The organism is Cyanobium sp. LEGE 06143 (assembly GCF_015207535.1).
Lineage (GTDB): Bacteria > Cyanobacteriota > Cyanobacteriia > PCC-6307 > Cyanobiaceae > NIES-981.
Map to the genome: position 1 here is coordinate 1 of NZ_JADEWP010000016.1, position 20425 is coordinate 20425.

A 20425-nucleotide genomic window follows, 5' to 3' on the forward strand; every position below is an offset into this window, starting at 1 on the left:
GCCATAGACGTTTTCGCTCGTGACCGACTGCCGTGATCCCTGTTGCTGGGCCATCTCGGCCCGGGCCTTGCCGGCGCTCTTGCGCAGGGCTTCGAGGCGGTCTTCGTAGAAGGTGCGCTTCTTCTTCTTGCGGGTCTGCTCGGCCAGCTCCTTGAGGGCACCGCCGAGGCTCTTGTAGGCGTTGGGCAGGGTGTAGCCGAAGCGGCAGGCCAGATCGATCGCCCGCTCATCGGCGCTGATCGCATCCTGCAGCCGCTTTTCGGAGTTGTTCTTGAGGTAGAGCCGGTAGCCCGCGAAGCCCGACAGGCCCAGGGCCATCAGCAGCAGCAAACCATCCTGAACCCAGAGCTCGCCGATGGCGCCGCCCAGGCCGATCGCCAGCGCCGCCATCTCCCAGCCGTCCCGGGGCACAGCGTCGTTCTGAACCCGGCCCACCTCGTGCCAGAACAGCAGGTTGCGGTGGTCGAGGGCGAGGCCATCCCAGGTTTCGAGGTCCACCTGGATCTCGATCTCATCGCGACCGATCTCCTCGATGGTGATCAGGGGAGGTTCAACCGAAGCTGCGGCTTCCACGAACACCCAGCTCTGCATTTCCGGAGGCAGCAGCCCCTTGAGGCGCTGGAGTTCGCTCATCGACAGGAATGGTGATCTGGAGAACATGCAGCCTAGCCACCATGGCGGCCTGGCTCGGTTGGCGCTGAACGTCCGGGGCCACCAGGGCATGAGAGCCTGATCGGGTTTGGCCGCCGACCACGCCCATGCCCCGCCGCACGGACCTGAAGCGGATTCTTCTGCTGGGCTCAGGACCGATCGTGATCGGTCAGGCCTGCGAGTTTGACTACTCCGGCACCCAGGCCTGCAAGGCGCTGCGGGCCGAGGGGTTTGAGGTGGTGCTGGTGAACAGCAATCCGGCCTCGATCATGACCGATCCGGACATGGCCGATCGCACCTACATCGAGCCCCTCACCCCCGAGGTGGTGGCCCGGGTGATCGCTGCCGAGAAGCCCGATGCCCTGCTGCCCACCATGGGCGGCCAGACCGCCCTCAACCTGGCGGTGACCCTGGCCGAGAACGGCACCCTGGCCGAGCACGGCGTGGAGCTGATCGGCGCCGATCTCAAGGCGATCCGCATGGCGGAGGACCGGCTGCTGTTCAAGGAGGCGATGGGGCGCATCGGCGTGGCCGTCTGTCCCTCCGGCATCGCCAACAACCTCGAGGAGGCGGAGACGGTGGGCGAGGTGATCGGCACCTACCCGCGCATCATCCGGCCGGCCTTCACCCTGGGGGGCAGCGGCGGCGGCATCGCCTACAACCCGGAGGAGTTCCGCTCCATCTGCAAGAGCGGTCTGGAGGCCAGCCCCGTCTCCCAGATCCTGATCGAGCAGTCGCTGATGGGCTGGAAGGAGTTCGAGCTGGAGGTGATGCGCGACACCGCCGACAACGTGGTGATCGTGTGTTCGATCGAAAATCTCGACCCGATGGGGGTGCACACCGGCGATTCGATCACCGTGGCGCCGGCCCAGACCCTCACCGACCGGGAGTACCAGCGCCTGCGGGACCAGTCGATCGCGATCATCCGCGAGATCGGCGTGGACACCGGCGGCAGCAACATCCAGTTCGCGATCAATCCCGCCAACGGCGACGTGGTGGTGATCGAGATGAACCCGAGGGTGTCGCGCTCCTCGGCGCTGGCCTCCAAGGCCACGGGCTTCCCGATCGCCAAGCTGGCGGCCCGGCTGGCGGTGGGCTACACCCTCGACGAGATCACCAACGACATCACCGGCGCCACGCCGGCCTGCTTCGAGCCCACGATCGACTACGTGGTGACGAAGATTCCCCGCTTCGCCTTCGAGAAGTTCCAGGGCAGCCCGGCGGTGCTCACCACCTCGATGAAGTCGGTGGGGGAGGCGATGGCGATCGGCCGCTGTTTCGAGGAGTCGTTCCAGAAGGCCCTGCGCTCCCTGGAAACCGGCCATGCCGGCTGGGGCTGTGACCGCCCTGATGCCAGCCCTGAGCCCGCCGCCCTGAACGCGGCCCTGCGCACGGCCACGCCGGAGCGGATCTTCGCGGTGCGCACCGCCATGGTGGCTGGCCTCGATGACGCCGAGATCCACCGCCTCAGCGCCATCGATCCCTGGTTCCTGGCCAAGCTGCGCGGCATCCTCAGCGCCGAGCAGCAGCTGCTGCGGGGGCGCAGCCTCGATCAGCTGGAGGCCGGCCCCCTGCTGCGGCTCAAGCAGCTCGGCTTCTCCGATCCCCAGATCGCCTGGGCCACCGGCAGCGACCAGCTGGCCGTGAGGCGGCACCGCCAGGCCCTCGGGGTGAATGCGGTGTTCAAGACGGTGGACACCTGCGCCGCCGAGTTCGCCTCCCACACCCCATACCACTACGCCACCTACGAGCGACCGCTGGAGCGCATCGCCGCCGATGGCAGCCTGGCGGCGCTGCCCCCGGAGAATGAGGTGCAGCCCGAGAGTCGTCAGAAGGTGATGATCCTGGGTGGCGGTCCCAACCGCATCGGCCAGGGCATCGAGTTCGACTACTGCTGCTGCCACGCCTCCTTTGCCCTGCAGGACGAGGGCTTCGCCACGGTGATGGTGAACAGCAACCCGGAAACCGTGTCGACTGACTACGACAGCAGCGACCGCCTCTACTTCGAGCCGCTCACCCTCGAGGACGTGCTCAACGTGATCGAGAGCGAGAAGCCCACCGGCGTGATCGTGCAGTTCGGCGGCCAGACGCCCCTGAAGCTGGCCCTGCCCCTGCTGCGCTGGCTGGCCTCGGCCGAGGGCCAGGCCACCGGCACCCGCATCTGGGGCACGTCTCCCGAATCGATCGACACCGCCGAAGACCGCGAGCAGTTCGAGGCGATCCTGCGGCGGCTGGAGATCCGCCAGCCCCGCAACGGCCTGGCCCGCAGCGAGCCGGAAGCCCTGGCCGTGGCCGAGCGGGTGGGCTACCCGGTGGTGGTGCGGCCCAGCTACGTGCTCGGCGGCCGGGCCATGGAGGTGGTGTTCAACGCCCAGGAGCTCAACCGCTACATGGCCGAGGCCGTGACCGTGGAGCCCGACCACCCCGTGCTGATCGACCAGTACCTCGACAACGCCGTGGAGGTGGATGTGGATGCTCTCTGCGACAGCACCGGCACGGTGATGATCGGCGGCGTGATGGAGCACATCGAGCCGGCGGGCATCCACTCCGGCGATTCGGCCTGCTGCCTGCCGACGGTGAGCCTGGGGGAGGAGAGCCTCGCCACCATCCGCGCCTGGAGTCGCGACCTGGCCCTGGCCCTGAACGTGCGCGGCCTGATCAACCTGCAGTTTGCCGTGCAGCGCAGCCCGGACGGGGCAGAGCGGGTGTTCATCATCGAGGCCAACCCCCGGGCGTCCCGCACCGTGCCGTTCGTGGCCAAGGCCACCGGCGTGCCCCTGGCCAAGGTGGCCAGCCGCCTGATGGCGGGGCGCACCCTGCACGAGCTGGGCCTGCGCAGCGAGCCGCAGCCGCCGCTGCAGGCGGTGAAGGAGGCGGTGCTGCCCTTCAAGCGCTTCCCCGGTTCTGACAGCCTGCTGGGCCCGGAGATGCGCAGCACCGGTGAGGTGATGGGCCTCGCCCCCAGTTTCGGCATGGCCTACGCCAAGGCCGAGCAGGGGGCCGGCGAGAGCCTGCCCACCGGCGGCCGCGTGTTCCTCTCCACCCACGACCGCGACAAGCCGGCCCTGGTGCCCGTGGCCCGCGGCCTGGCCGACCTGGGCTTCGAGCTGATCGCCACCGCCGGCACCGCCGCGGTGCTGGCCCGGCAGGGCCTGGCGGTGGAGGTGATCCTCAAGGTGCATGAGGGGCGGCCCAACATCGAGGACGCGATCCGCTCCGGTCGCATCCAGCTGGTGGTGAACACGCCGATCGGCCGCCAGGCCACCTTCGATGACGCCTATCTGCGCCGGGCGGCCCTTGACTACGCCGTGCCCACCCTCACCACCCTGGCGGGAGCGCGGGCGGCCGTTGAGGCGATCGGGGCCCTGCAGAAGCAACACCTGACGGTGACGGCCCTGCAGGACATCCATCCGATGGCGAGGGTCTGAGCCAGCTCCGCCTTTCACCTGGGTAGCGTTGGGGCCCTGCGCCCAAGCCCGTGACCGCCACCACCAGCTCCGCCACGACGGCCGGCACAACTGTTGCCGCCATTCCAGAAGGCAGCGACTGCACCGCCGCCTTCCGCGCCGCCTACGAGAACCGCTACACCTGGGATCCTGGCTTCGCGGGCTACAAGGGCCGCTGCTCCTGGGAGCAGGCTGATCGCCGCGCCGAGGGCCATTTCAGCGTGGGAGCCGACCTCAAGGCCCATGTGGAGGGCATCGCCGACGAGGAGATCCACAAGGCGATGGCCTCCCAGCTCTGGGAGGTGGCGATCCACCGGGTGCGCCGCAGCTTCGAGCAGACCCACGGCGCCAACACCTTCAAGGCTGGCAACATCGATGCGGTGGGCACCGAGGTGATCGTGGGCGGCAAGAACGACGGCGACCGCTACCGCATTCACAACGATGTGGTGACCATGGTGCACCGCCACATCCACGGCACGGTGGTGACGATCTTCACGGAGTCGGTGACCCACACCGGCGCCGGCTACCTCAGCCGCTCTTACACCAGCCAATACGCCGATCCGGCCACGGGCGCCGCCCGCGGCGGCCTCAGCCGCTTCACCGACACCTTCGTGCCCCTCTGCGACGGGGGGCCCTGGGTGCTGAGCGAGCGGGAGGTGGCCACCGAGGCCCATGGCGAGGTGCCGGCCAGCCGGCAGCTGTTTCGTTTCGAACACCTCGAGCCCCTCGTCTAAGGGTGGCCGGATCCCAGGCCCCGTGACACCATCGCGGCAACACTGAAGATCCTGCCTTGGAGTTGCTGCAACAGATCAACAGCTTGGTGTGGGGGCCTCCCACCCTCTGGCTGATCGGTCTCACGGGCTTGTACCTGATGCTGGGGCTGCGGTTCATGCCGCTGCTGAAGATCGGCTTCGGCTTCCGGCAGGCGATCGCCTCGATCCGCAGCTCCAAGGGCGAGGGCGATGTGTCGGCCTTCGAATCCCTGGCCACGGCCCTGGCGGCCACGATCGGCACCGGCAACGTGGCCGGCGTGGCCGGGGCGATCGCCGTGGGCGGTCCCGGAGCCGTGTTCTGGATGTGGGTGATCGCTTTCGTGGGCATGGCCACCAAGTACGCCGAATCGCTGCTGGCGGTGCACTACCGCGAGGTGGATGGCCTCGGCGAACACGTCGGCGGGCCGATGTACTTCATCCGCAATGGCCTGGGGCCCCGCTGGGCCTGGCTGGGGGTGCTGTTTGCCCTGTTCGGCACCCTGGCCGGCTTCGGCATCGGCAACGGGGTACAGGCCCACGAGATGGCCAAGGCCCTCAATGACAGCCTGGCGATTCCGCCCCTGGCCACGGGCATCGGCATGGCGGTGCTGGCCTATCTGGTGCTGATCGGCGGCATCGAGCGCATCGGCAAGGTGGCCGAGGTGGTGGTGCCGGTGATGGCGGCCGTTTATGTGGTGGGGGCGCTGATCATCCTGGCCCTGCACATCGACAAGATCCCGGCCGCCTTCGGCGTGATCTTCAGCAATGCCTTCTCGGGCCAGGCCGCCGCCGGTGGCGCCCTCGGCACTGTGATTCAGATGGGCATCGCCCGGGGCATCTTCTCCAATGAGGCGGGCCTGGGCACCGCGCCGATCGCCCAGGCGGCGGCCAAGCCCGGCGATCCGGTGCTGCAGGGGAGTGTGGCGATGCTCGGCACCTTCATCGACACCCTGGTGATCTGCACGATGACGGCCCTGGTGATCGTGGCCAGCGGCCTCTATGACAGCGGCGAGCGGGGGGTGACCCTCACCATGGCGGCCTTCGACTGGGGTCTGCCGGGGGGGCGCTGGTTGGTGACCTTCGCCACCGTGTTCTTCACCGGCACCACGATCCTGGGCTGGGGCTACTACAGCGAGCGCTGCCTCGAGTTCCTGGTGGGCACCGGCGGCATCAAGCCCTTCCGCCTGTTGTGGGTGGCCGTGGTGGTGCTCGGCTCGGTGGCCAGCCACGACGCGATCTGGACGATCGCCGACATCCTCAACGGGCTGATGGCGATCCCCAACCTGATCGGCCTGCTGCTGCTCTCCGGCACCNGTSTYYYGGCTCACCCGGGCCTACCGCTTCGATGGGGAGGCCCGCAGCTGAGGGCGGGCTTCCGCTGGATCGGGGCAGGGGCTCAGGGCAGGGGTGCAATCGCCTTGAGCTTGTCGTTCAGCTGGCTGGCCATGGCCTGACGGCCCACGGCCAGCACCTTGAGGGTGTCCTCGTGCATGCGCAACTGGGCATCGGCCACCTGCATGCCCTTCACCAGTTCCTTCAGCTCACTGGGCAGGCTGTTGAGGTCGTAGCGCTTGCCCTCGAAGGTGAGGACGGGAGGCTGCTGGGGGGTGGAGGTCAAGTTGCGCAACGCTGAGGTGTCCTCAGGTTACGGACGGACCCGCCCCTGGACCAGCGCGGAGGGACCCTCCTGCGCYTGYCAGGGGCCGCTTGAACACGAACATCAGCAGTGGCCCCACCTGGGCCGCCTCGACCATTTCCCAGTGCTCCCGGCCCAGGGCATTGAGGAAGAACTGCAGCTGCTCGGCCGGGTGCCGGGGGGTGCTGTTGAGGGGGCTGTACTGCTGGGGGAACTCCCGCTCCAGGAACTCGGGGCTGAGGGCGCCGCCCAGCCGCTCGCTGTCGCTCTGGGGCGAGGGCGGCTCCGGCGGGTTGCCGCTCTCCACATCGATGTGGATCACGCGGTATTCCCAGCCGTATGCCGAGCCGATGGGGATGCCGGTCATGGTTCGAGGTGGATGAACTGGCGGCGGCACAGCTGCCGGTAGCGACCGTCCTGAGCCATCAGCTGAAYGTGGCTGCCCTGCTGCACGATCCGGCCTGCCTCCAGCACCACGATGCGATCCGCCTTCTGCACGGTGGAGAGGCGGTGGGCGATCACCAGCACGCTGCGGCCGGCCATGGCGGTCTGCAGGCCGGCCTGCACGGCCTCCTCGGCCTCGGCGTCGAGGGCACTGGTGGCCTCATCGAGCAACAGCACGGCGGGATTGCCCAGCACGGCCCGGGCGATCGCCAGCCGCTGCAGCTGGCCGCCGGACACGTTGCGGCCCCGTTCCTCCAGCCGGCTCTCATAGCCGTGGGGCAGCTGGCTGATGAAGCCATCGGCGTTGGCCAGGCGGGCCGCCTGGCGGATCGCCTCGGGCGTGGCCGGCCGCCCGAAGGCGATCGCCTCGGCCACCGTGCCCGAGAACACGCTGCTCTGCTGGGGCACCAGGGCCACGGCCTGGCGCAGGTCCCGGGCGCGCAGGTCGGCCAGGTCGTGGCCATCCAGCAGCACCCGGCCCCGCTGGCAGTTGTTGAAGCGCAGCAGCAGCGAGAACAGGGTGCTCTTGCCGGCTCCGGAGGGGCCGACCAGGGCCACCACCTGGCCGGGCTTCACCTCCAGGCTCACCTGGCGCAGCACCGGCTCGCCGTCGCCGTAGGCGAACCACACCTGCTCGAGCTGGAGGGCGCCGCGCACCGGACCCAGGGGTTGCGCCTGGGGATGGTCGGGGGTTTCGACGGGCTCGTTCTCGATCGCCCGCAGCCGCTGCAGGGAGGCCTGGCCCTGCTGGAATTCGTTGAAATTGGTGGTGAGGTGGGCGATCGGATCGATCAGCATCAGCAGGGCGGCCACGTAGCTGCTGAAGCCCTGGCTGTCGAGCTGCCCCGACTGGATCCGCCAGGCGCCGATCCAGAGCACGGCCAGGATCCCGGCGGCCTCGAGGAATCCCACCACCGGATGCTGCAGGGCCAGCAGCCGCAGGGTGCGGTAGCGGGCCCGGCGGTGCAGGTCGATCTCCTGGTCAAAGCGCCGCTGCAGCCAGGGCTCGGCGGCGAAGGCCCGCACCAGCGGCAGCCCGGAGATGGCCTCGCCCAGCAGGCTGGCCAGCTCGCTCACCTGCTCCTGGCTGCGCTCGGCGGCCCCCATCACCCGCGCCCCGAAGCCGCTCACCAGCAGGGCCACCAGGGGGGCCAGCAGCAGGGTGGCCAGGGCCAGGGGCCAGTCGAGCCACACCATGTAACCCAGCACCGCCACCAGCTGCAGGGCACTGGGGGTGGTGTCCTGGATGGTCTTGTAGATCACTTCGCCCACCCGGTCGGCATCCTCGGTGAGGCGGTAGGTGAGGTCGCCGGCGGAGAGTTTCTCCAGGGCGTTGAAGTCGAGCTGCTGCAGCCGCGCGAACAGCTGCTGGCGCAGGGCCTGGCTGACCCGCAGGGCCGGGTTGGCCAGCAGCGTGTCCTGGCCGTACTGGGCCGCCTTCTGCACCATGAACACCGCCAGGGCAGCCAGGATCGACTGCAGGGTGAGCCCCACATCACCGGCGCCGATCGCCGGAATCAGCCGCCCCGCCAGCCAGGCCAGCACAGGCCAGCAGAGCACGAACACCAGGATGCAGGCGCCGCCGGCCAGCAGGCGCCGGCGGTGGGGTCTGAGCAGGGGCCACAGCCGTCGCACCGTGCCGGCCAGGCTGGGGGCAGAGGTCCGCTGCAGCTGGGGCAGGCTGTCCGGAGGCGGTGCGGGCATCAAGGCACGCTATCGCCCGTCCCCATGGGCAGATTCGCCGTGAAGCTCGACCAATTCCTCAAATATCAGGGGCTGGCGGCCACCGGCGGCGAGGCCAAGCTGCGCATCCAGCGCGGTGATGTGCGCGTCAACGGCCTGATCGAAACCCGGCGGGGCCGCCAGCTGGCCCTTGGCGATGCCGTGAGCGTGGACGGCCGCGAGCTGATCGTCACGCCCGGGGCCAACAGCCGCTGACAGGCGGCCCATTAGCTTTTGCAGCACGTCGCTGGGAGAGGACCCTTGGCCAAGGCTGTCATCGCAGGTAACTGGAAGATGCACATGACCTGCGCCCAGGCGCGGGAGTTCGCTGCCGCCTTCCGGCCCCTGATCGCCGACCTGCCGGGCGACCGCCAGGTGGTGATCGCGCCGCCGTTCACGGCGATCCCCACGCTGAGCCGCCACCTGGAGGGCGCCGGCGTGGCGATCGCCGCCCAGAACGTGCACTGGGAGGAGCAGGGGGCCTACACCGGCATGGTGTCGGCCCCGATGCTGGTGGAGCATGCCGTGACCCACGCGATCGTGGGCCACAGCGAGCCGCGCAAGTACTTCAGCGAATCCGACGAGCAGATCAACCTGCGGGCCCGCACGGCCCAGAAGCACGGGCTGGTGCCGATCCTGTGTGTGGGCGAGAGCCTCGACCAGCGCGAGACGGCGGAAACCGAACGGGTGATCCACCGTCAGATCGAGCAGGGTCTGGAGGCGGTGGATCCCACCCGGCTGATCGTGGCCTATGAGCCGATCTGGGCGATCGGCACCGGCAAGACCTGCCCCGCCGAGGAGGCCAACCGCATCTGCGGCCTGATCCGCGGCTGGGTGGGCAACCCCGAGGTCACGGTGCAGTACGGCGGCTCGGTGAACCCCGCCACCATCGATGATCTGATGGCCCAGAGCGACATCGATGGCGTGCTGGTGGGCGGCGCTTCGCTCGATCCCGAGAGCTTTGCGCGCATCGCCAACTTCCGGGTGTCGGCGGCGGTGTGAGCCATGGCCAGCCAGCCGCCGCGCTGGGGTGAGCGCACGCTGGTGATGGGGGTGCTCAACCTCACCCCCGACTCCTTCAGCGATGGCGGCCGCTACCTGGATCTGGAGCCGGCCGTGGCTCAGGCGGTCCGCATGAGCCGCGAGGGTGCGCACGTGCTCGATCTCGGCGGCCAGAGCACCCGTCCTGGCGCCAGCGAGGTGGGTGCCGCCGAGGAAGCCGCCCGGGTGCTGCCGGTGCTGCGCGCCCTGCTTGAGGGCCGGCTGCCGGCGAAGCGGCCGCTGCTCTCGATCGACACCTTCCGCGCCGCGGTGGCGGAAGCCGCCCTGCAGGCCGGGGCCGACTGGATCAATGACGTGAGCGGCGGCCGACGCGATCCCGCCCTGCTGCAGGTGGTGGCGGCGGCGGGCTGCCCGCTGGTGCTGATGCACAGCCGCGGCGACAGCCGCAGCATGGATGGTCTGGCCGTCTACACCGACGTGGTGGCGGAGGTGCGCCAGGAGTTGCTGCGGGCCACCGACGCCGCTCTGGCGGCGGGGGTGCGGGCGGATCAGCTGATCTGGGATCCGGGCCTGGGCTTTGCCAAGACCACCGAGCACAACCTCTCCCTGCTGCGGGGGCTGGCGGCGCTGCGGCAGGAGGGCTTCCCCCTGCTGCTGGGCCCCTCCCGCAAGCGCTTCATCGGCGCGGTGCTGGATGAGCCCCGGCCCCGGGCCAGGCTCTGGGGCACCGCGGCGGTCTGCGCCCAGGCGATCAGCGCCGGCGCCGATGTGCTGCGGGTGCACGACGTGGGGCCGATCGTGCAGACCGCCCGCATGGTGGATGCGATCGTGCGGGCTGAGCCCTAGGGGGCGATCAGCAGGCCCCCATCCAGGGGCAGGCACACGCCCTGGATGAAATCAGCAGCGGCACTGGCCAGGAACAGGGCCACCCGGGCCACCTCCTCGGGTTCTGCAAAGCGGTGCAACGGAATCCTGCTTTCCTTGGCTTGTCTGGCTGCCTGCATGGCAGGGCTGTCCCAGATCTCATGGCCCAGCTCGGTGAGGATCACGGTGGGACAAAGGGCATTCACCTGAACATTGGCCGGCCCCCATTCCACGGCCATGGTTCGGGTCAGCTGGTTAATGGCGGCCTTGGAGGCGGCATAGGCGCCTAATCCAGGGGTGCCAAGAAAGGCGCCCAACGACGAGATGTTCAGCACCTTGCCGCGGCCTCTGCTGATCATCTGGGGAACGATGTGTTGGGAGAGAATCAGGGCCGAGCGCAGGTTCACCGCGAAGGTGTGCTGCCAATCGGCTTCGCTGATCTCCAGGATCGGAGCGGGCCTGGCGATGCCGGCGTTGTTGACCAGCACATCCCATTGCGGAAAGAGCTCCAGGGCTGTTTCCCCGGCGCGCCTGGCACCCTCCAGCGAGCCGAGATCGGCTTCGATCAGGCAGCAGTGGCGCCCGTAGCTCTCGACAACGGCCTTGACCCTGTTCAGGCCGTCGGTGTCCCTGCCGATCAGGCCGATGTCAGCACCGGCCTCGGCGAAGCTGCTGGCGATGGCCGCCCCCAGGCCCTTGGAGCCGCCTGAGATCAGGGCGCGTTGGCCATCCAGTCGAAAAGCCTTCATGGAGGCGGGATCCGATGGCAGGACCTCAGGGGGCCGTGACCCCCTCGATCCGGTCTTCGATCTCCTGGTAGATCTCCTGGAGCTGCTGGATGTTCTCGTCTGAGGTCTCCCAGTAGCCGCGGCCGTTCACTTCCAGCAGGGTGCCCACGATGCGGCGGAAGCTGTGGGGGTTGAGCTCCATCAGCCGCTGGCGCATCTCCGGATCGTTGATGAAGGTGTCGTTGGCGTCTTCGTAGACGAAGTTGTCCACGGCGCCGCTGGTGGCGCTCCAGCCGAGGGTGAAGTTGAGCCGTTTGGCCACCTCCCGCACGCCTTCGTAGCCGGAGTTGAGCATGCCCTCATACCACTTGGGGTTGAGCAGCTTGGTGCGCGAATCCAGGCGGATCGTTTCGCTCAGGGAGCGCACCTGGGCGTTGGCGGTGGTGGTGTCAGCGATGTAGCTGGTGGGGGCCTTGCCGTCGTCGCGCAGGCCGGCGATCAGCTTGGTGGGGTCGGAGTCGAAGTAGTGGCTCACATCGGTGAGCGAGATCTCGGCGGAATCCAGGTTCTGGAAGGTCACGTCGGCGGTTTTCATCGCCGACTCGAACACGCCGCGCTTCTGGTTCATCTCGCCGGGGTTGTCGGCGTTGAAGGCGAAGGTCTTGCGGGAGAGGTACATCTCCTGCAGTTCATCCTCCTCCTCCCAGGTGCTGTTCTCCACCGCCAGGTTCACATTCGAGCTGTAGCTGCCGCTGGCATTGGAGAACACCCGGGTGGCGGCATCGCGCAGGGAGATACCCTCCTGCTCGGCCTGCTCCTGGGCGTGCTTGCGCACGAAGTTCATCGCCAGCGGTTCATCGGCCTCGGCGGCCATCTTCACGCCCTGGTCGATCAGGCCCATCTGGTTGATGAACAGGTCGCGGAACACGCCGCTGCAGTTCACCACCACGTCGATGCGGGGCCGCCCCAGCTCTTCAAGCGAGATCAGCTCCAGCTTGTTGACGCGGCCGAGCGAATCGGCCACCGGGCGCACGCCGATGAACCAGAGGATCTGGGCCAGCGACTCGCCGTAGGTCTTGATGTTGTCGGTGCCCCAGAGCACGCAGGCGATCGTTTCCGGCCAGGTGCCCTGTTCGGCCTTCTGGCGCTCGATCAGCCGGTCCACCACCACCTTGGCGGCGGCGATGGCGGCCTTGGTGGGGATCGCCTGGGGATCGAGGGCGTGGATGTTCTTGCCGCTGGGCAGCACGCCGGGGTTGCGGATCGGATCACCGCCGGGGCCCGGCAGCACGTATTCGCCATCGAGGGCCCGCAGCAGGCTCTGCATCTCGAAGTCGGCGCAGATCTGCTCCAGGCAGAACTGCAGGTAGCCGAACAGCTGATCGAGGTCGGCCTGGTTCACCTGGGCGAAGCCGGCCGAGCAGCAGGCACCCAGCCAGGGGCTGGGCAGCTTGAAGCCGAAGCGCTCCAGCAGGTTGAAGAACCAGGCGAAGTTGCGGCGCAGGGTGACGCGGCCATCGCTGCCGGTGACGGCCTTCACCATCGCCCCAACGGCGGCGCGGCAGGTTTCGGTGATCTCCCGATTGAGCTCCACGTCGGTGAGCACGCCGTCGTCGTTGCCCTTGTAGACCTCGGCAATCGTGCGGCCGCGGCTCTCGGCCAGCAGGGCCGGCAGGGAGCGGAGGCCGTCCTCCTCGCGCTCGAGGGCGGCGATGTTCACTAGGGTGGCGATGGCCTCCTCGGCGGTGGGGGGCTTGCCGATGGTGTGCAGGCCGCAGGGCAGCAGGCGGCTCTCGATCTCCATCAGCTGGCGGTAGATCTGGCCGATCACCACGTCGCGCGCGGCCAGGTCGAGCTCGGCGGCATCGCCTTCGGGCAGGGCCACGTCCTTGTCGAGGTTGCACTGGCGGGCGGTTTCGACCGCCGCGTTGACGATCTGCACGCCACGGCTGCTCTCGCGCAGCTGCTGGTAGGAGCCCACCAGCTCGCCCAGCTCCTTGAGGCCCCGGTAGAGGCCGGCATTTTCGGCCGGTGGCGTGAGATAGCTGATCGTTTCGGCGTAGCCGCGCCGCTTGGCGATCGTGGCTTCTGAGGGGTTGTTGGCGGCGTAGTAATAGAGGTTCGGCAGGGCGCCGATCAGGGAATCGGGGTAACAGGTGTCGCTCATGCCCATCTGCTTGCCGGGCATGAACTCCAGCGAGCCGTGGGTGCCGAAGTGCAGCACGGCGTCGGCGCCCCACACCTTCTCCAGGTAGGTGTAGTAGGCGGCAAAACCGTGGTGGGGGCTGGCGCTGCGCGAATAGAGCAGCCGCATCGGATCGCCCTCGTAGCCGAAGGTGGGCTGCACCCCCACGAACACGTTGCCGAAGTGGCGGCCGTAGATCAGCAGGTTGGTGCCGTCGGAGTTGAGGTTGCCGGGGGGCTTGCCCCAGTTCTCCTCCAGCCGCTCGGAGTAGGGGGTGAGCTGCTCGTACTCCGCCACGCTCATGCGGTGGGCGATGGCCAGTTCGGGGGCACCCTCCAGGGCTTCGGGATCCTGCAGCACCGACTCCATCAGCTCTTTCGGCGTGCGTGGCAGGCTGCCGAGGTCGTAGCCCTGGGCTGCCATCTCCTCCATCACCCGGTGGATGGAGCCGAACACATCGAGGTAGGCGGCGGTGCCCACATTGCCCTTGTCGGGCGGGAAGCTGAACACCGTGATCGCCAGCTTCTTGGTGGCCCGGGGCTTGATGCGCAGGGAGGCCCAGCGGATCGAGCGCTCGGCGATCGCCTCCACCCGGTCTTGCAGGGTGTGGGCCTTGCCGGTGGCGTCGTCGCGGCCGCTGAGCACGATCGGCTCGATGGCGCCATCGAGCTCGGGGATGGCGATCTGCAGGGCCACCTGCACCGGGTGCAGGCCCAGGTCGCTCTCCTCCCATTCCTGGGTGGTCTGGAACACCAGCGGCAGGGCCACCATGTAGGGGCGGTTGAGGCTCTTGAGCACCTCGATCGCCTTGGGGTGGTCCTGGCGGGCCGGACCACCCACCAGGGCGAAGCCGGTGAGCGACACCACCCCATCCACCAGGGGGCTGTCGGGTTTGAGCGGGTCGTAGAAGAAGGCGTTCACCGGACGGGTGAAGTCGAGGCCGCCGCAGAACACCGGGATCACGGTGGCGCCGCGGTATTCGAGTTCCTGGATCACGGCCACGTAGTGGGCCTCGTCGCCGGTGACGATGTGGCTGCGCTGCAGCACCAGGCCGATCACCGGGCCGCTGCGGGCCTTCTCGCTCAGATCAGTGCGGCTGGCGCTCCAGTTGAGGTATTCCTTGAGGTCCTCGAACATCGACGGCGCCAGGGGGTGCCAGATGCCCAGGTCGGGGAACACCACCGGTTCGGCCACCGCCACCGCCGCCCGCTCGCTGCCGCTGCCGCGGGGGAACACGTACTTGTCCGCCAGCATCAACAGGAAGTTGCGCAGGTTGTCCGGCGTGCCGCCCAGCCAGTACTGGAAGCTGAGCATGAAGGAGCGGGCGTCCTGCGCCTTCTCCACCGGTAGGTACTTGAGAACCGTGGGCAGGGTGTTGAGCAGCTTGAGCATCGCGTCCTGGAAACCGGCGCCGCCGGCCTCCTTCCGCTTCTTCATGAAGCCGGCGATGGCGCTCTTGCTCTGGCCCAGCTGGGCCATCGAGAAGGTGCCGAGCTTGTTGAGCCGCATCACCTCCGGCATGGAGGGAAACACCACGGCCGCCTTGAGCTTGTCGCGGTGGGGCGCCACGGCCTCCACCACCTTCTGGGCCAGGTCCTCGATGAAGATCAGCGAGGCGATGAACACATCCGCCGCCGCCACATCGGCGCAGAAGTCGGCGTAGTTGGTGGGATCGCGCAGCTCCTCGATCAGATAGCCGCTCAGCTCGATCGCCAGGGGACCGTTCTGGTCGTTGAGCGCCGTGGCTGCCTGGGTGAGGGCGTTCTGGTACTGGGGCTCCAGGACCACGTAGACGGCCTTCATCACCGCACCGCAATGGGAGGCGGCAGGGCTGACCCGACGGTTGGCGGAGCGGACCTGCGTGAACATGCGGGCGTGAAAGTGGGTGGGCTGAGTTTACGAACCCTCTCCCTGGGGCGGTGGCTGCCCCATAGGCTCTGCAGCAAGCGTTGATGAGAACGGTTTCGAGGCCATGACCAGCACCGCCGCCAGTGCCCCCACCGCAGCGTCCAGCAGCCCCGCCTCGATTGCGGTGGTGGTGGCCGGCGCCCTCGGCCGCATGGGCGCGGAGGTGATCCGGGCCCTGCTGGCTTCGCCCGACTGCCGCCTGGTGGGGGCGATCGACACCACCCCCGGCAAGGAGGGTGCCGATGTGGGTCTGGAGCTGGGCCTGGGCGAGCTGGAGGTGGCCGTCACGGCTGACTTCGAAGGCTGTCTCTGCCAGGCCAGCCAGCTGGTGCGCCAGGACGGCCCCGGCCAGGGGGCGGTGCTGGTGGACTTCACCCATCCGAAGGTGGTGTATGAGCACACCCGCGGTGCCATCGCCTATGGCGTGCACCCGGTGATCGGCACCACGGGGCTGAGCCCGGAGCAGCTCAACGATCTGGCGGTGTTTGCGGGCAAGGCCTCGATCGGCGGCGCCGTGATTCCCAACTTCTCGGTGGGCATGGTGCTGCTGCAGCAGGCCGCCGCCGCCGCCGCCGGCTTCTACGACTTTGCCGAGCTCACCGAACTGCACCACAACCGCAAGGCCGATGCCCCCAGCGGCACCTGCATCAAGACGGCCGAGCTGATGGAGGAGCTGGGCAAGAGCTTCAATCCCCTGCAGGTGGAGGAGCACGAAAGCCTGGCCGGCTGCCGCGGTGGCCAGCGCGAGAGCGGTCTGCGCCTGCATGCGGTGCGCCTGCCCGGGCTGGTGGCCCACCAGCAGGTGATGTTCGGCGCGCCGGGCGAAACCTATACGCTCCGCCACGACACGATCGAGCGGGCCGCCTACATGCCGGGGGTGCTGCTGGCGGTGCGGCGGGTGCGGTCGCTGCCGGGCCTGGTGTATGGCCTGGAGCGCCTGCTGTGATGGGTGCCAGGTTCAGGCCCGGCAGGGTGGGGCGATGCTGATTCCGCTGAAGCCGGGGGAGCTGAACAGGCTGATTCCGGCGGTGGCCACCGGCCCCCAGTTCAACGCCTGCAGCGGCTCGCCCCGCAAGCTGCTGCAGCGCTTCTTCATCTCGGTGATCGGGGGCGTGATCAGCCTGCTGGTGAGCCAGACCCTGCTGTTCTCCAGCCAGGCCGGCCCGATCATGCTGGTGACGGGCTTCGTGTTCCTGCTCTACATGCTGTGGGGGCCGATCCTGGAGGCCGGCCGCCGCAACGCCATCCTGCGCAAATACCCCGCCGCGGCGATCTTCGAGGGCCAGGTGGGCGACCTCTACACCACCGAGGTGGTGGAGAACCAGCGCGAACAGGCCGATAAGGGGGGGCGGCTGGAGCTGGTGGAGAACCGCCGCACCTGGCTGACGCTGGAGCTGGAAGACGAAGAGGGCTACCTGGGCAAGCTGCGCTTTCCGATGGACAAGAAGCATCAGCTGATCCGGCGCGGCCAGGTGGTGCGGCTGCTGGTGCTGAGCGAGCGACGCGACTTCTCCCGCATCGGCGCCATCACCGACGCCTGGCTGCCCCAGCTGAAGCTGTGGGTGGGCGAGTATCCCTTCCTGCTCAAGCCTGCGTTCGAGGAGCTGTGCCTGCGGCGCCTGCGGTAGGGACGTGCCGGCCAGGACGGGCCCAGGGCCGTCAGATCAGCCAGCCCCTGAGCAACAGCTCGTCACACAGCGCAACAATGTGTTACATTTCATGCAGTGAACGAGGTTCCCGCATGACCCAAGCCAATCCCGCCATCATCCGCGGCGCCACCGTGACCACCGAAGACGGTGGCCGCCTCAACGCCTTCGCCAGCGAGCCCCGCATGGAAGTGGTGAGCCCCGAGAGCGGCTGGGGTTTCCATGAGCGTGCCGAAAAACTGAACGGCCGCATGGCCATGCTGGGCTTCATTGCCCTGCTCGCCACCGAGCTGGCCCTGGGCGGCGAAGCGTTCACCCGCGGCCTGCTGGGCATCGGCTGATCCAGCCCGTCTTCATTTTCGTGTTCTGAGCATCAGCTCTCCCTGAGCCGCAGACTGTTCTGCGGCTTTTTTCATGGCCGGCTCCGCGATGGCGAACACCCCCTATCGGGCCCTGGTGCACGGGGCCGGTCCCACCGGCTCCCTCAGTGCCCTGGCCCTGGCTGCTGCCGGCTGGCAGGTGACCCTGACTGACCCCCTGGACGCCGAGCAGATCTGCAGCCGCCAGCGGGCCTACGCCTTCAGCCACGCCAGCCGGCGTCTGCTGGAGCAGCTCGACCTCTGGGGGGCCCTGCAGGAGGTGATGGTGCCGTTTCGGCGCCTGCTGCTCTGTGATCAGGCGGTGGGGGCGGCGGTGCCGTTCGGGCTGGGCGATCTGGCCCCGTCCCTGCGCCGTGGTGCCGGAGCCGCCGTGGGCTGGGTGGGCTTGCACCGGCCCCTGATGGAACTGCTGCTGGCACGGCTGCAGGCCCACCCGGCGGTTTGCCTGCAGCTGGGGAGTGGGTTGGAGCCCGCTGCCTGCCTGGAGGCCGAGGCGGGCCGCGAGGCCCCCGATCTGGTGGTGGCCGCCGATGGTCCCCACTCCCCCCACCGCGAGGCCCTGGGCATCGGCGTGTGGCAGCACACCTACCGCCAGAGCTGCCTCACGGCCCAGGTGGCCCTGCGCGGCGCCGCCGCCGATGAGGCCTGGGAGCTGTTCCGGCCTGAGGGGCCTTTTGCCGTGCTGCCGCTGGCGGCCGGCCAGGCCCAGATGGTGTGGAGCGCGGCCAGTGGCCGCTGCCGCCGGCTGGAGAGCCTCGGTTCCAATGCCTTTCTGGATGTGCTGGCCGCCAGCCTCCCGGCCAACCTGCAGCCCGATGCACTGCTGGATCAGCCCAGGGCCTTTCCTGTGGGTCTGCTGCTGGCCCGCCGGCTGAGCTCCGGCACCACGCTGCTGGTGGGGGAGAGCGCCCACCGCTGCCATCCCGTGGGTGGCCAGGGGCTCAATCTCTGCTGGCGCGATGTGGCCGTGCTGCACCGCCTGGCCCGGCGGGCCACCGCCGGGCGGCTACGGCCCGAACGGCTGCCGGCGGCCTATGGCCGCCGGCGCTGGCCCGACCTGCTGCTCACCCTGGCGGCCACCGATCTGCTGATGCGCCTGTTCTCCAACCGTGCCAGGCTGCTGCTGCCGTTGCGGCGGCTGGGCCTGGCGGGGCTGGCCTCACTGGCTCCATTGCGCCGGCTCAGCCTGGGGGCCATGACCCACGGCCCCTGCCAGCCATGGTGAGGTCTCTGCTGATGACGCCCTGACCATGGTCATCAGCTCCAGCCCCCAGTCGCCGCCTCCCCAGGCCCTGCTGCGCTATCTGCGCAACCAGCTGGGTCTGAGCGAGAGCGCCCTGGCGCTCGGCATCAAGCAGTCCCAGCTGGAGCAGGCGCCCCTGCCGGCGGTGCTGTGGCGCTACGGCCTGATCAGCCTGGAGCAGCTCGAGCAGGTGTGGAGCTGGCAGGACAGCAACCTCTAGGCGAGGCTCTGGTCTCAGTCGTAAATGATCAACGAGGTGATCGACTGGGCCTCGGGCAGGCGGCTGCGGCCGGCCAGACCAGCCAGTTCGGCCACGAAGCTGAAGCCGCACAGCTCGCCCCCGGCACTGCTCACCAGTTCGGCGCAGGCGGCGGCGGTGCCACCGGTGGCGAGCAGATCGTCCACCACCAGCACCCGGGGGCTGCCCTGGAGGGCATCGCTGCAGATTTCGAGCCGGTCGCTGCCGTATTCGAGGGCGTAGTCCACCCCGGTCACGGCGCCGGGCAGCTTGCCGGGCTTGCGCACCGGCACGAAGCCCAGCTCCAGGCGGGTGGCCAGGGCCATGCCCACGATGAAGCCCCGCGATTCGATGCCCACGATCAGATCCGGCTGCAGCGCCGTGGCGGCCAGCTCCAGCTGGCGGATCACCTCCTGCCAGCCCTGGGGATCGCGCATCAGCGGCGTGAGATCGCGGAACAGGATGCCGGGCTTGGGGAAGTCGGGCACGTCGCGCACGAACCGGCGCAGATCAACGGCCATCGGTGTGACGAAGGGGGGCGGGAGCTGGCATCATCGCAGCCATGAGCGACCCTGCTGCAGCACCGCCAGCCCCGCCCCGGCCCGCTGAGCAGACCAGGCTGCCCCGGCGGGGACTGGAGCGGCTCGACCTGCTGCTGCTGAGCGTGGAGGCCCTTGACCTCAACGGCGGCGAGGCGATGGTGTGGATGAGCGAAGAGATGGGCTTCACCGGCCTGTTCCCCAACCGGGTGGAGCTCTGGAAACGGCGCTGCTACAACCCCCTGCGCCGCACCACCCGCCGCGGCGAGCTCGATCCGGCCGAGACAGACGCCCTGATCCGCATCCTCTGCGCTCTGGCCGACCGGCTCTACCCCCTGCTGCGGGCGTTGCTCTCGGAGTCCGAATCGCCCCAGGTGCGCGAGCAGCGCTGGCAGCTGTTCCAGGGACGCCTCGCGGCCCTGCTCAACGAACGCATGAATCCCCGCCGGGTGGGGGTGCAGCGGCTGCTGGATCCCGTGCTGGGGGCCCCCCAGCGGTATCAGCTGGTGCAGACCCTGGCCCTGGGCGGCGGCATCGGCGGCTTCGAGCGGGTGCGCGCCAGCCTGATGGACCCCGGCGGCTGAGCCCACCATGAAACAGACCCTGCGATTCGAACAACTCAGCTGCCGCTTGCAGGTGGAGGGTCTGCCCGACGTGTCGGTGGGGCAGCGGGGCGAGGCGATCGGGATCATCACCGGCTGGAGCCTGCGCTGGGCCGGCCGGCCGGAGCTGGAGGGGCGCAAGGAGCACCTGCTGGCGCTGATGCAGGTGGTGTTGCCCTATGCCCGCCATCTGATCAGCGGCGTGCGCCGCCGCTTCGGTGGTCCGCCCCTGCCGGTGGAAATTGGCCCCGCAGGGGCGACCCACACCCTGTTGCTGCGCAGCAGCCAGCCCGACACCCCGCCTCTCACGATCGGACTGGATGACGCCGAGCTGGCGGATCTGGTGCGGGTGCTCGACCAGCTCCGCCTCGACCCGCGCCTGCAGATGCCCCTGGATCTGCCCGCGCCCCAGCCCCTGAAGCCCCGGGAGGTGCAGGGG

At 69.0% G+C, this 20425-nt stretch carries 19 protein-coding genes and 1 pseudogene; 13 read left to right on the forward strand and 7 right to left on the reverse strand.

All coding sequences use genetic code 11. The annotated features are described in order from the left end of the window. On the reverse strand, positions 1–633 hold a 633-nt coding region (locus IQ216_RS02400; RefSeq protein ID WP_186696840.1), incomplete at its 3' end, for a DUF3318 domain-containing protein. Positions 634–758: 125 nt separating this feature from the next. On the opposite strand from IQ216_RS02400, the gene carB reads away from it, so the two are divergent. The 3 genes and pseudogenes from carB (at position 759) to IQ216_RS02415 (ending at position 6214) form a co-directional block, all read left to right on the forward strand. Continuing rightward, on the forward strand, positions 759–4079 hold the full coding sequence (gene carB, locus IQ216_RS02405) for a carbamoyl-phosphate synthase large subunit (protein WP_193814180.1): 3321 nt from the start codon (positions 759–761) through the stop codon (positions 4077–4079). 50 nt (positions 4080–4129) lie between these two features. After that, on the forward strand, positions 4130–4831 hold the full coding sequence (locus IQ216_RS02410) for a DUF3386 domain-containing protein (protein WP_193814181.1): 702 nt from the start codon (positions 4130–4132) through the stop codon (positions 4829–4831). Between the two features lie 56 nt (positions 4832–4887). Next, a pseudogene (locus IQ216_RS02415) lies at positions 4888–6214 on the forward strand (alanine/glycine:cation symporter family protein). A gap of 31 nt (positions 6215–6245) precedes the next feature. Here the strand turns inward: IQ216_RS02415 and IQ216_RS02420 are convergent. The 3 genes from IQ216_RS02420 to IQ216_RS02430 are packed head-to-tail and all read right to left on the reverse strand — an operon-like array spanning position 6246 to position 8633. Next, on the reverse strand, positions 6246–6467 hold the full coding sequence (locus IQ216_RS02420; RefSeq protein WP_186696836.1) for a DUF6447 family protein: 222 nt from the start codon (positions 6465–6467) through the stop codon (positions 6246–6248). Between the two features lie 22 nt (positions 6468–6489). Further along, positions 6490–6852: a hypothetical protein gene (locus tag IQ216_RS02425; protein ID WP_193814182.1), complete on the reverse strand. Its 363-nt coding sequence runs from the start codon at positions 6850–6852 to the stop codon at positions 6490–6492. Continuing rightward, positions 6849–8633 (reverse strand): ABC transporter ATP-binding protein, encoded by a 1785-nt coding sequence (locus IQ216_RS02430; RefSeq protein WP_193814183.1) that lies wholly within the window; start codon positions 8631–8633, stop codon positions 6849–6851. The genes IQ216_RS02425 and IQ216_RS02430 overlap by 4 nt, the downstream gene beginning before the upstream one ends. A 39-nt stretch (positions 8634–8672) precedes the next feature. Here IQ216_RS02430 and IQ216_RS02435 point away from each other — a divergent pair, with 39 nt between their 5' ends. The 3 genes from IQ216_RS02435 to folP are packed head-to-tail and all read left to right on the forward strand — an operon-like array spanning position 8673 to position 10499. Next, positions 8673–8867 (forward strand): RNA-binding S4 domain-containing protein, encoded by a 195-nt coding sequence (locus IQ216_RS02435; protein ID WP_370566578.1) that lies wholly within the window; start codon positions 8673–8675, stop codon positions 8865–8867. 45 nt (positions 8868–8912) lie between these two features. Further along, complete coding sequence (tpiA, locus tag IQ216_RS02440; RefSeq protein WP_193814185.1) at positions 8913–9653, forward strand: triose-phosphate isomerase; 741 nt, start codon at positions 8913–8915, stop codon at positions 9651–9653. A 3-nt stretch (positions 9654–9656) separates the two neighbouring features. Continuing rightward, positions 9657–10499, forward strand: coding sequence for a dihydropteroate synthase (folP, locus tag IQ216_RS02445; protein WP_228007049.1), 843 nt, complete (start codon positions 9657–9659; stop codon positions 10497–10499). Here folP and IQ216_RS02450 read toward each other — a convergent pair. Together IQ216_RS02450 and IQ216_RS02455 are read right to left on the reverse strand one after the other, a co-directional pair. Then, positions 10496–11266, reverse strand: a complete 771-nt coding sequence (locus IQ216_RS02450) for an SDR family NAD(P)-dependent oxidoreductase (RefSeq protein WP_193814186.1) — start codon at positions 11264–11266, stop codon at positions 10496–10498. The genes folP and IQ216_RS02450 overlap by 4 nt on opposite strands. 25 nt (positions 11267–11291) lie before the next feature. After that, positions 11292–15299 (reverse strand): magnesium chelatase subunit H, encoded by a 4008-nt coding sequence (locus IQ216_RS02455; RefSeq protein WP_193814187.1) that lies wholly within the window; start codon positions 15297–15299, stop codon positions 11292–11294. A 103-nt stretch (positions 15300–15402) separates the two neighbouring features. Between IQ216_RS02455 and dapB the strand changes: the two genes are divergently transcribed. The 5 genes from dapB to IQ216_RS02480 all read left to right on the forward strand — a co-directional run bounded on the left by dapB (position 15403) and on the right by IQ216_RS02480 (position 18827). Then, positions 15403–16284, forward strand: coding sequence for a 4-hydroxy-tetrahydrodipicolinate reductase (gene dapB, locus IQ216_RS02460; RefSeq protein ID WP_193814188.1), 882 nt, complete (start codon positions 15403–15405; stop codon positions 16282–16284). A gap of 34 nt (positions 16285–16318) precedes the next feature. Then, positions 16319–16966, forward strand: a complete 648-nt coding sequence (locus tag IQ216_RS02465) for a hypothetical protein (protein ID WP_193814189.1) — start codon at positions 16319–16321, stop codon at positions 16964–16966. A 113-nt stretch (positions 16967–17079) separates the two neighbouring features. Continuing rightward, positions 17080–17325 carry a high light inducible protein gene (locus tag IQ216_RS02470; RefSeq protein ID WP_186696826.1) on the forward strand — a complete coding sequence of 82 codons (246 nt, stop codon included), beginning with the start codon at positions 17080–17082 and terminating at the stop codon, positions 17323–17325. 73 nt (positions 17326–17398) lie between these two features. After that, positions 17399–18589: an FAD-dependent monooxygenase gene (locus tag IQ216_RS02475; protein ID WP_193814190.1), complete on the forward strand. Its 1191-nt coding sequence runs from the start codon at positions 17399–17401 to the stop codon at positions 18587–18589. A 25-nt stretch (positions 18590–18614) separates the two neighbouring features. Beyond that, positions 18615–18827 (forward strand): DUF2949 domain-containing protein, encoded by a 213-nt coding sequence (locus IQ216_RS02480; protein ID WP_186696825.1) that lies wholly within the window; start codon positions 18615–18617, stop codon positions 18825–18827. A 14-nt stretch (positions 18828–18841) separates the two neighbouring features. Here IQ216_RS02480 and IQ216_RS02485 read toward each other — a convergent pair whose 3' ends face one another. After that, a complete protein-coding gene (locus tag IQ216_RS02485; protein ID WP_186696824.1) occupies positions 18842–19366 on the reverse strand; it encodes an adenine phosphoribosyltransferase in 525 nt (174 codons plus the stop codon). 41 nt (positions 19367–19407) lie between these two features. Between IQ216_RS02485 and IQ216_RS02490 the strand changes: the two genes are divergently transcribed. Both IQ216_RS02490 and IQ216_RS02495 read left to right on the forward strand, forming a co-directional pair. Then, positions 19408–19968 carry a DUF3038 domain-containing protein gene (locus tag IQ216_RS02490; RefSeq protein ID WP_186696823.1) on the forward strand — a complete coding sequence of 187 codons (561 nt, stop codon included), beginning with the start codon at positions 19408–19410 and terminating at the stop codon, positions 19966–19968. Between the two features lie 7 nt (positions 19969–19975). Next, the coding region (locus IQ216_RS02495) for a DUF4335 domain-containing protein (protein ID WP_193814191.1) at positions 19976–20425 on the forward strand (450 nt) is incomplete at its 3' end.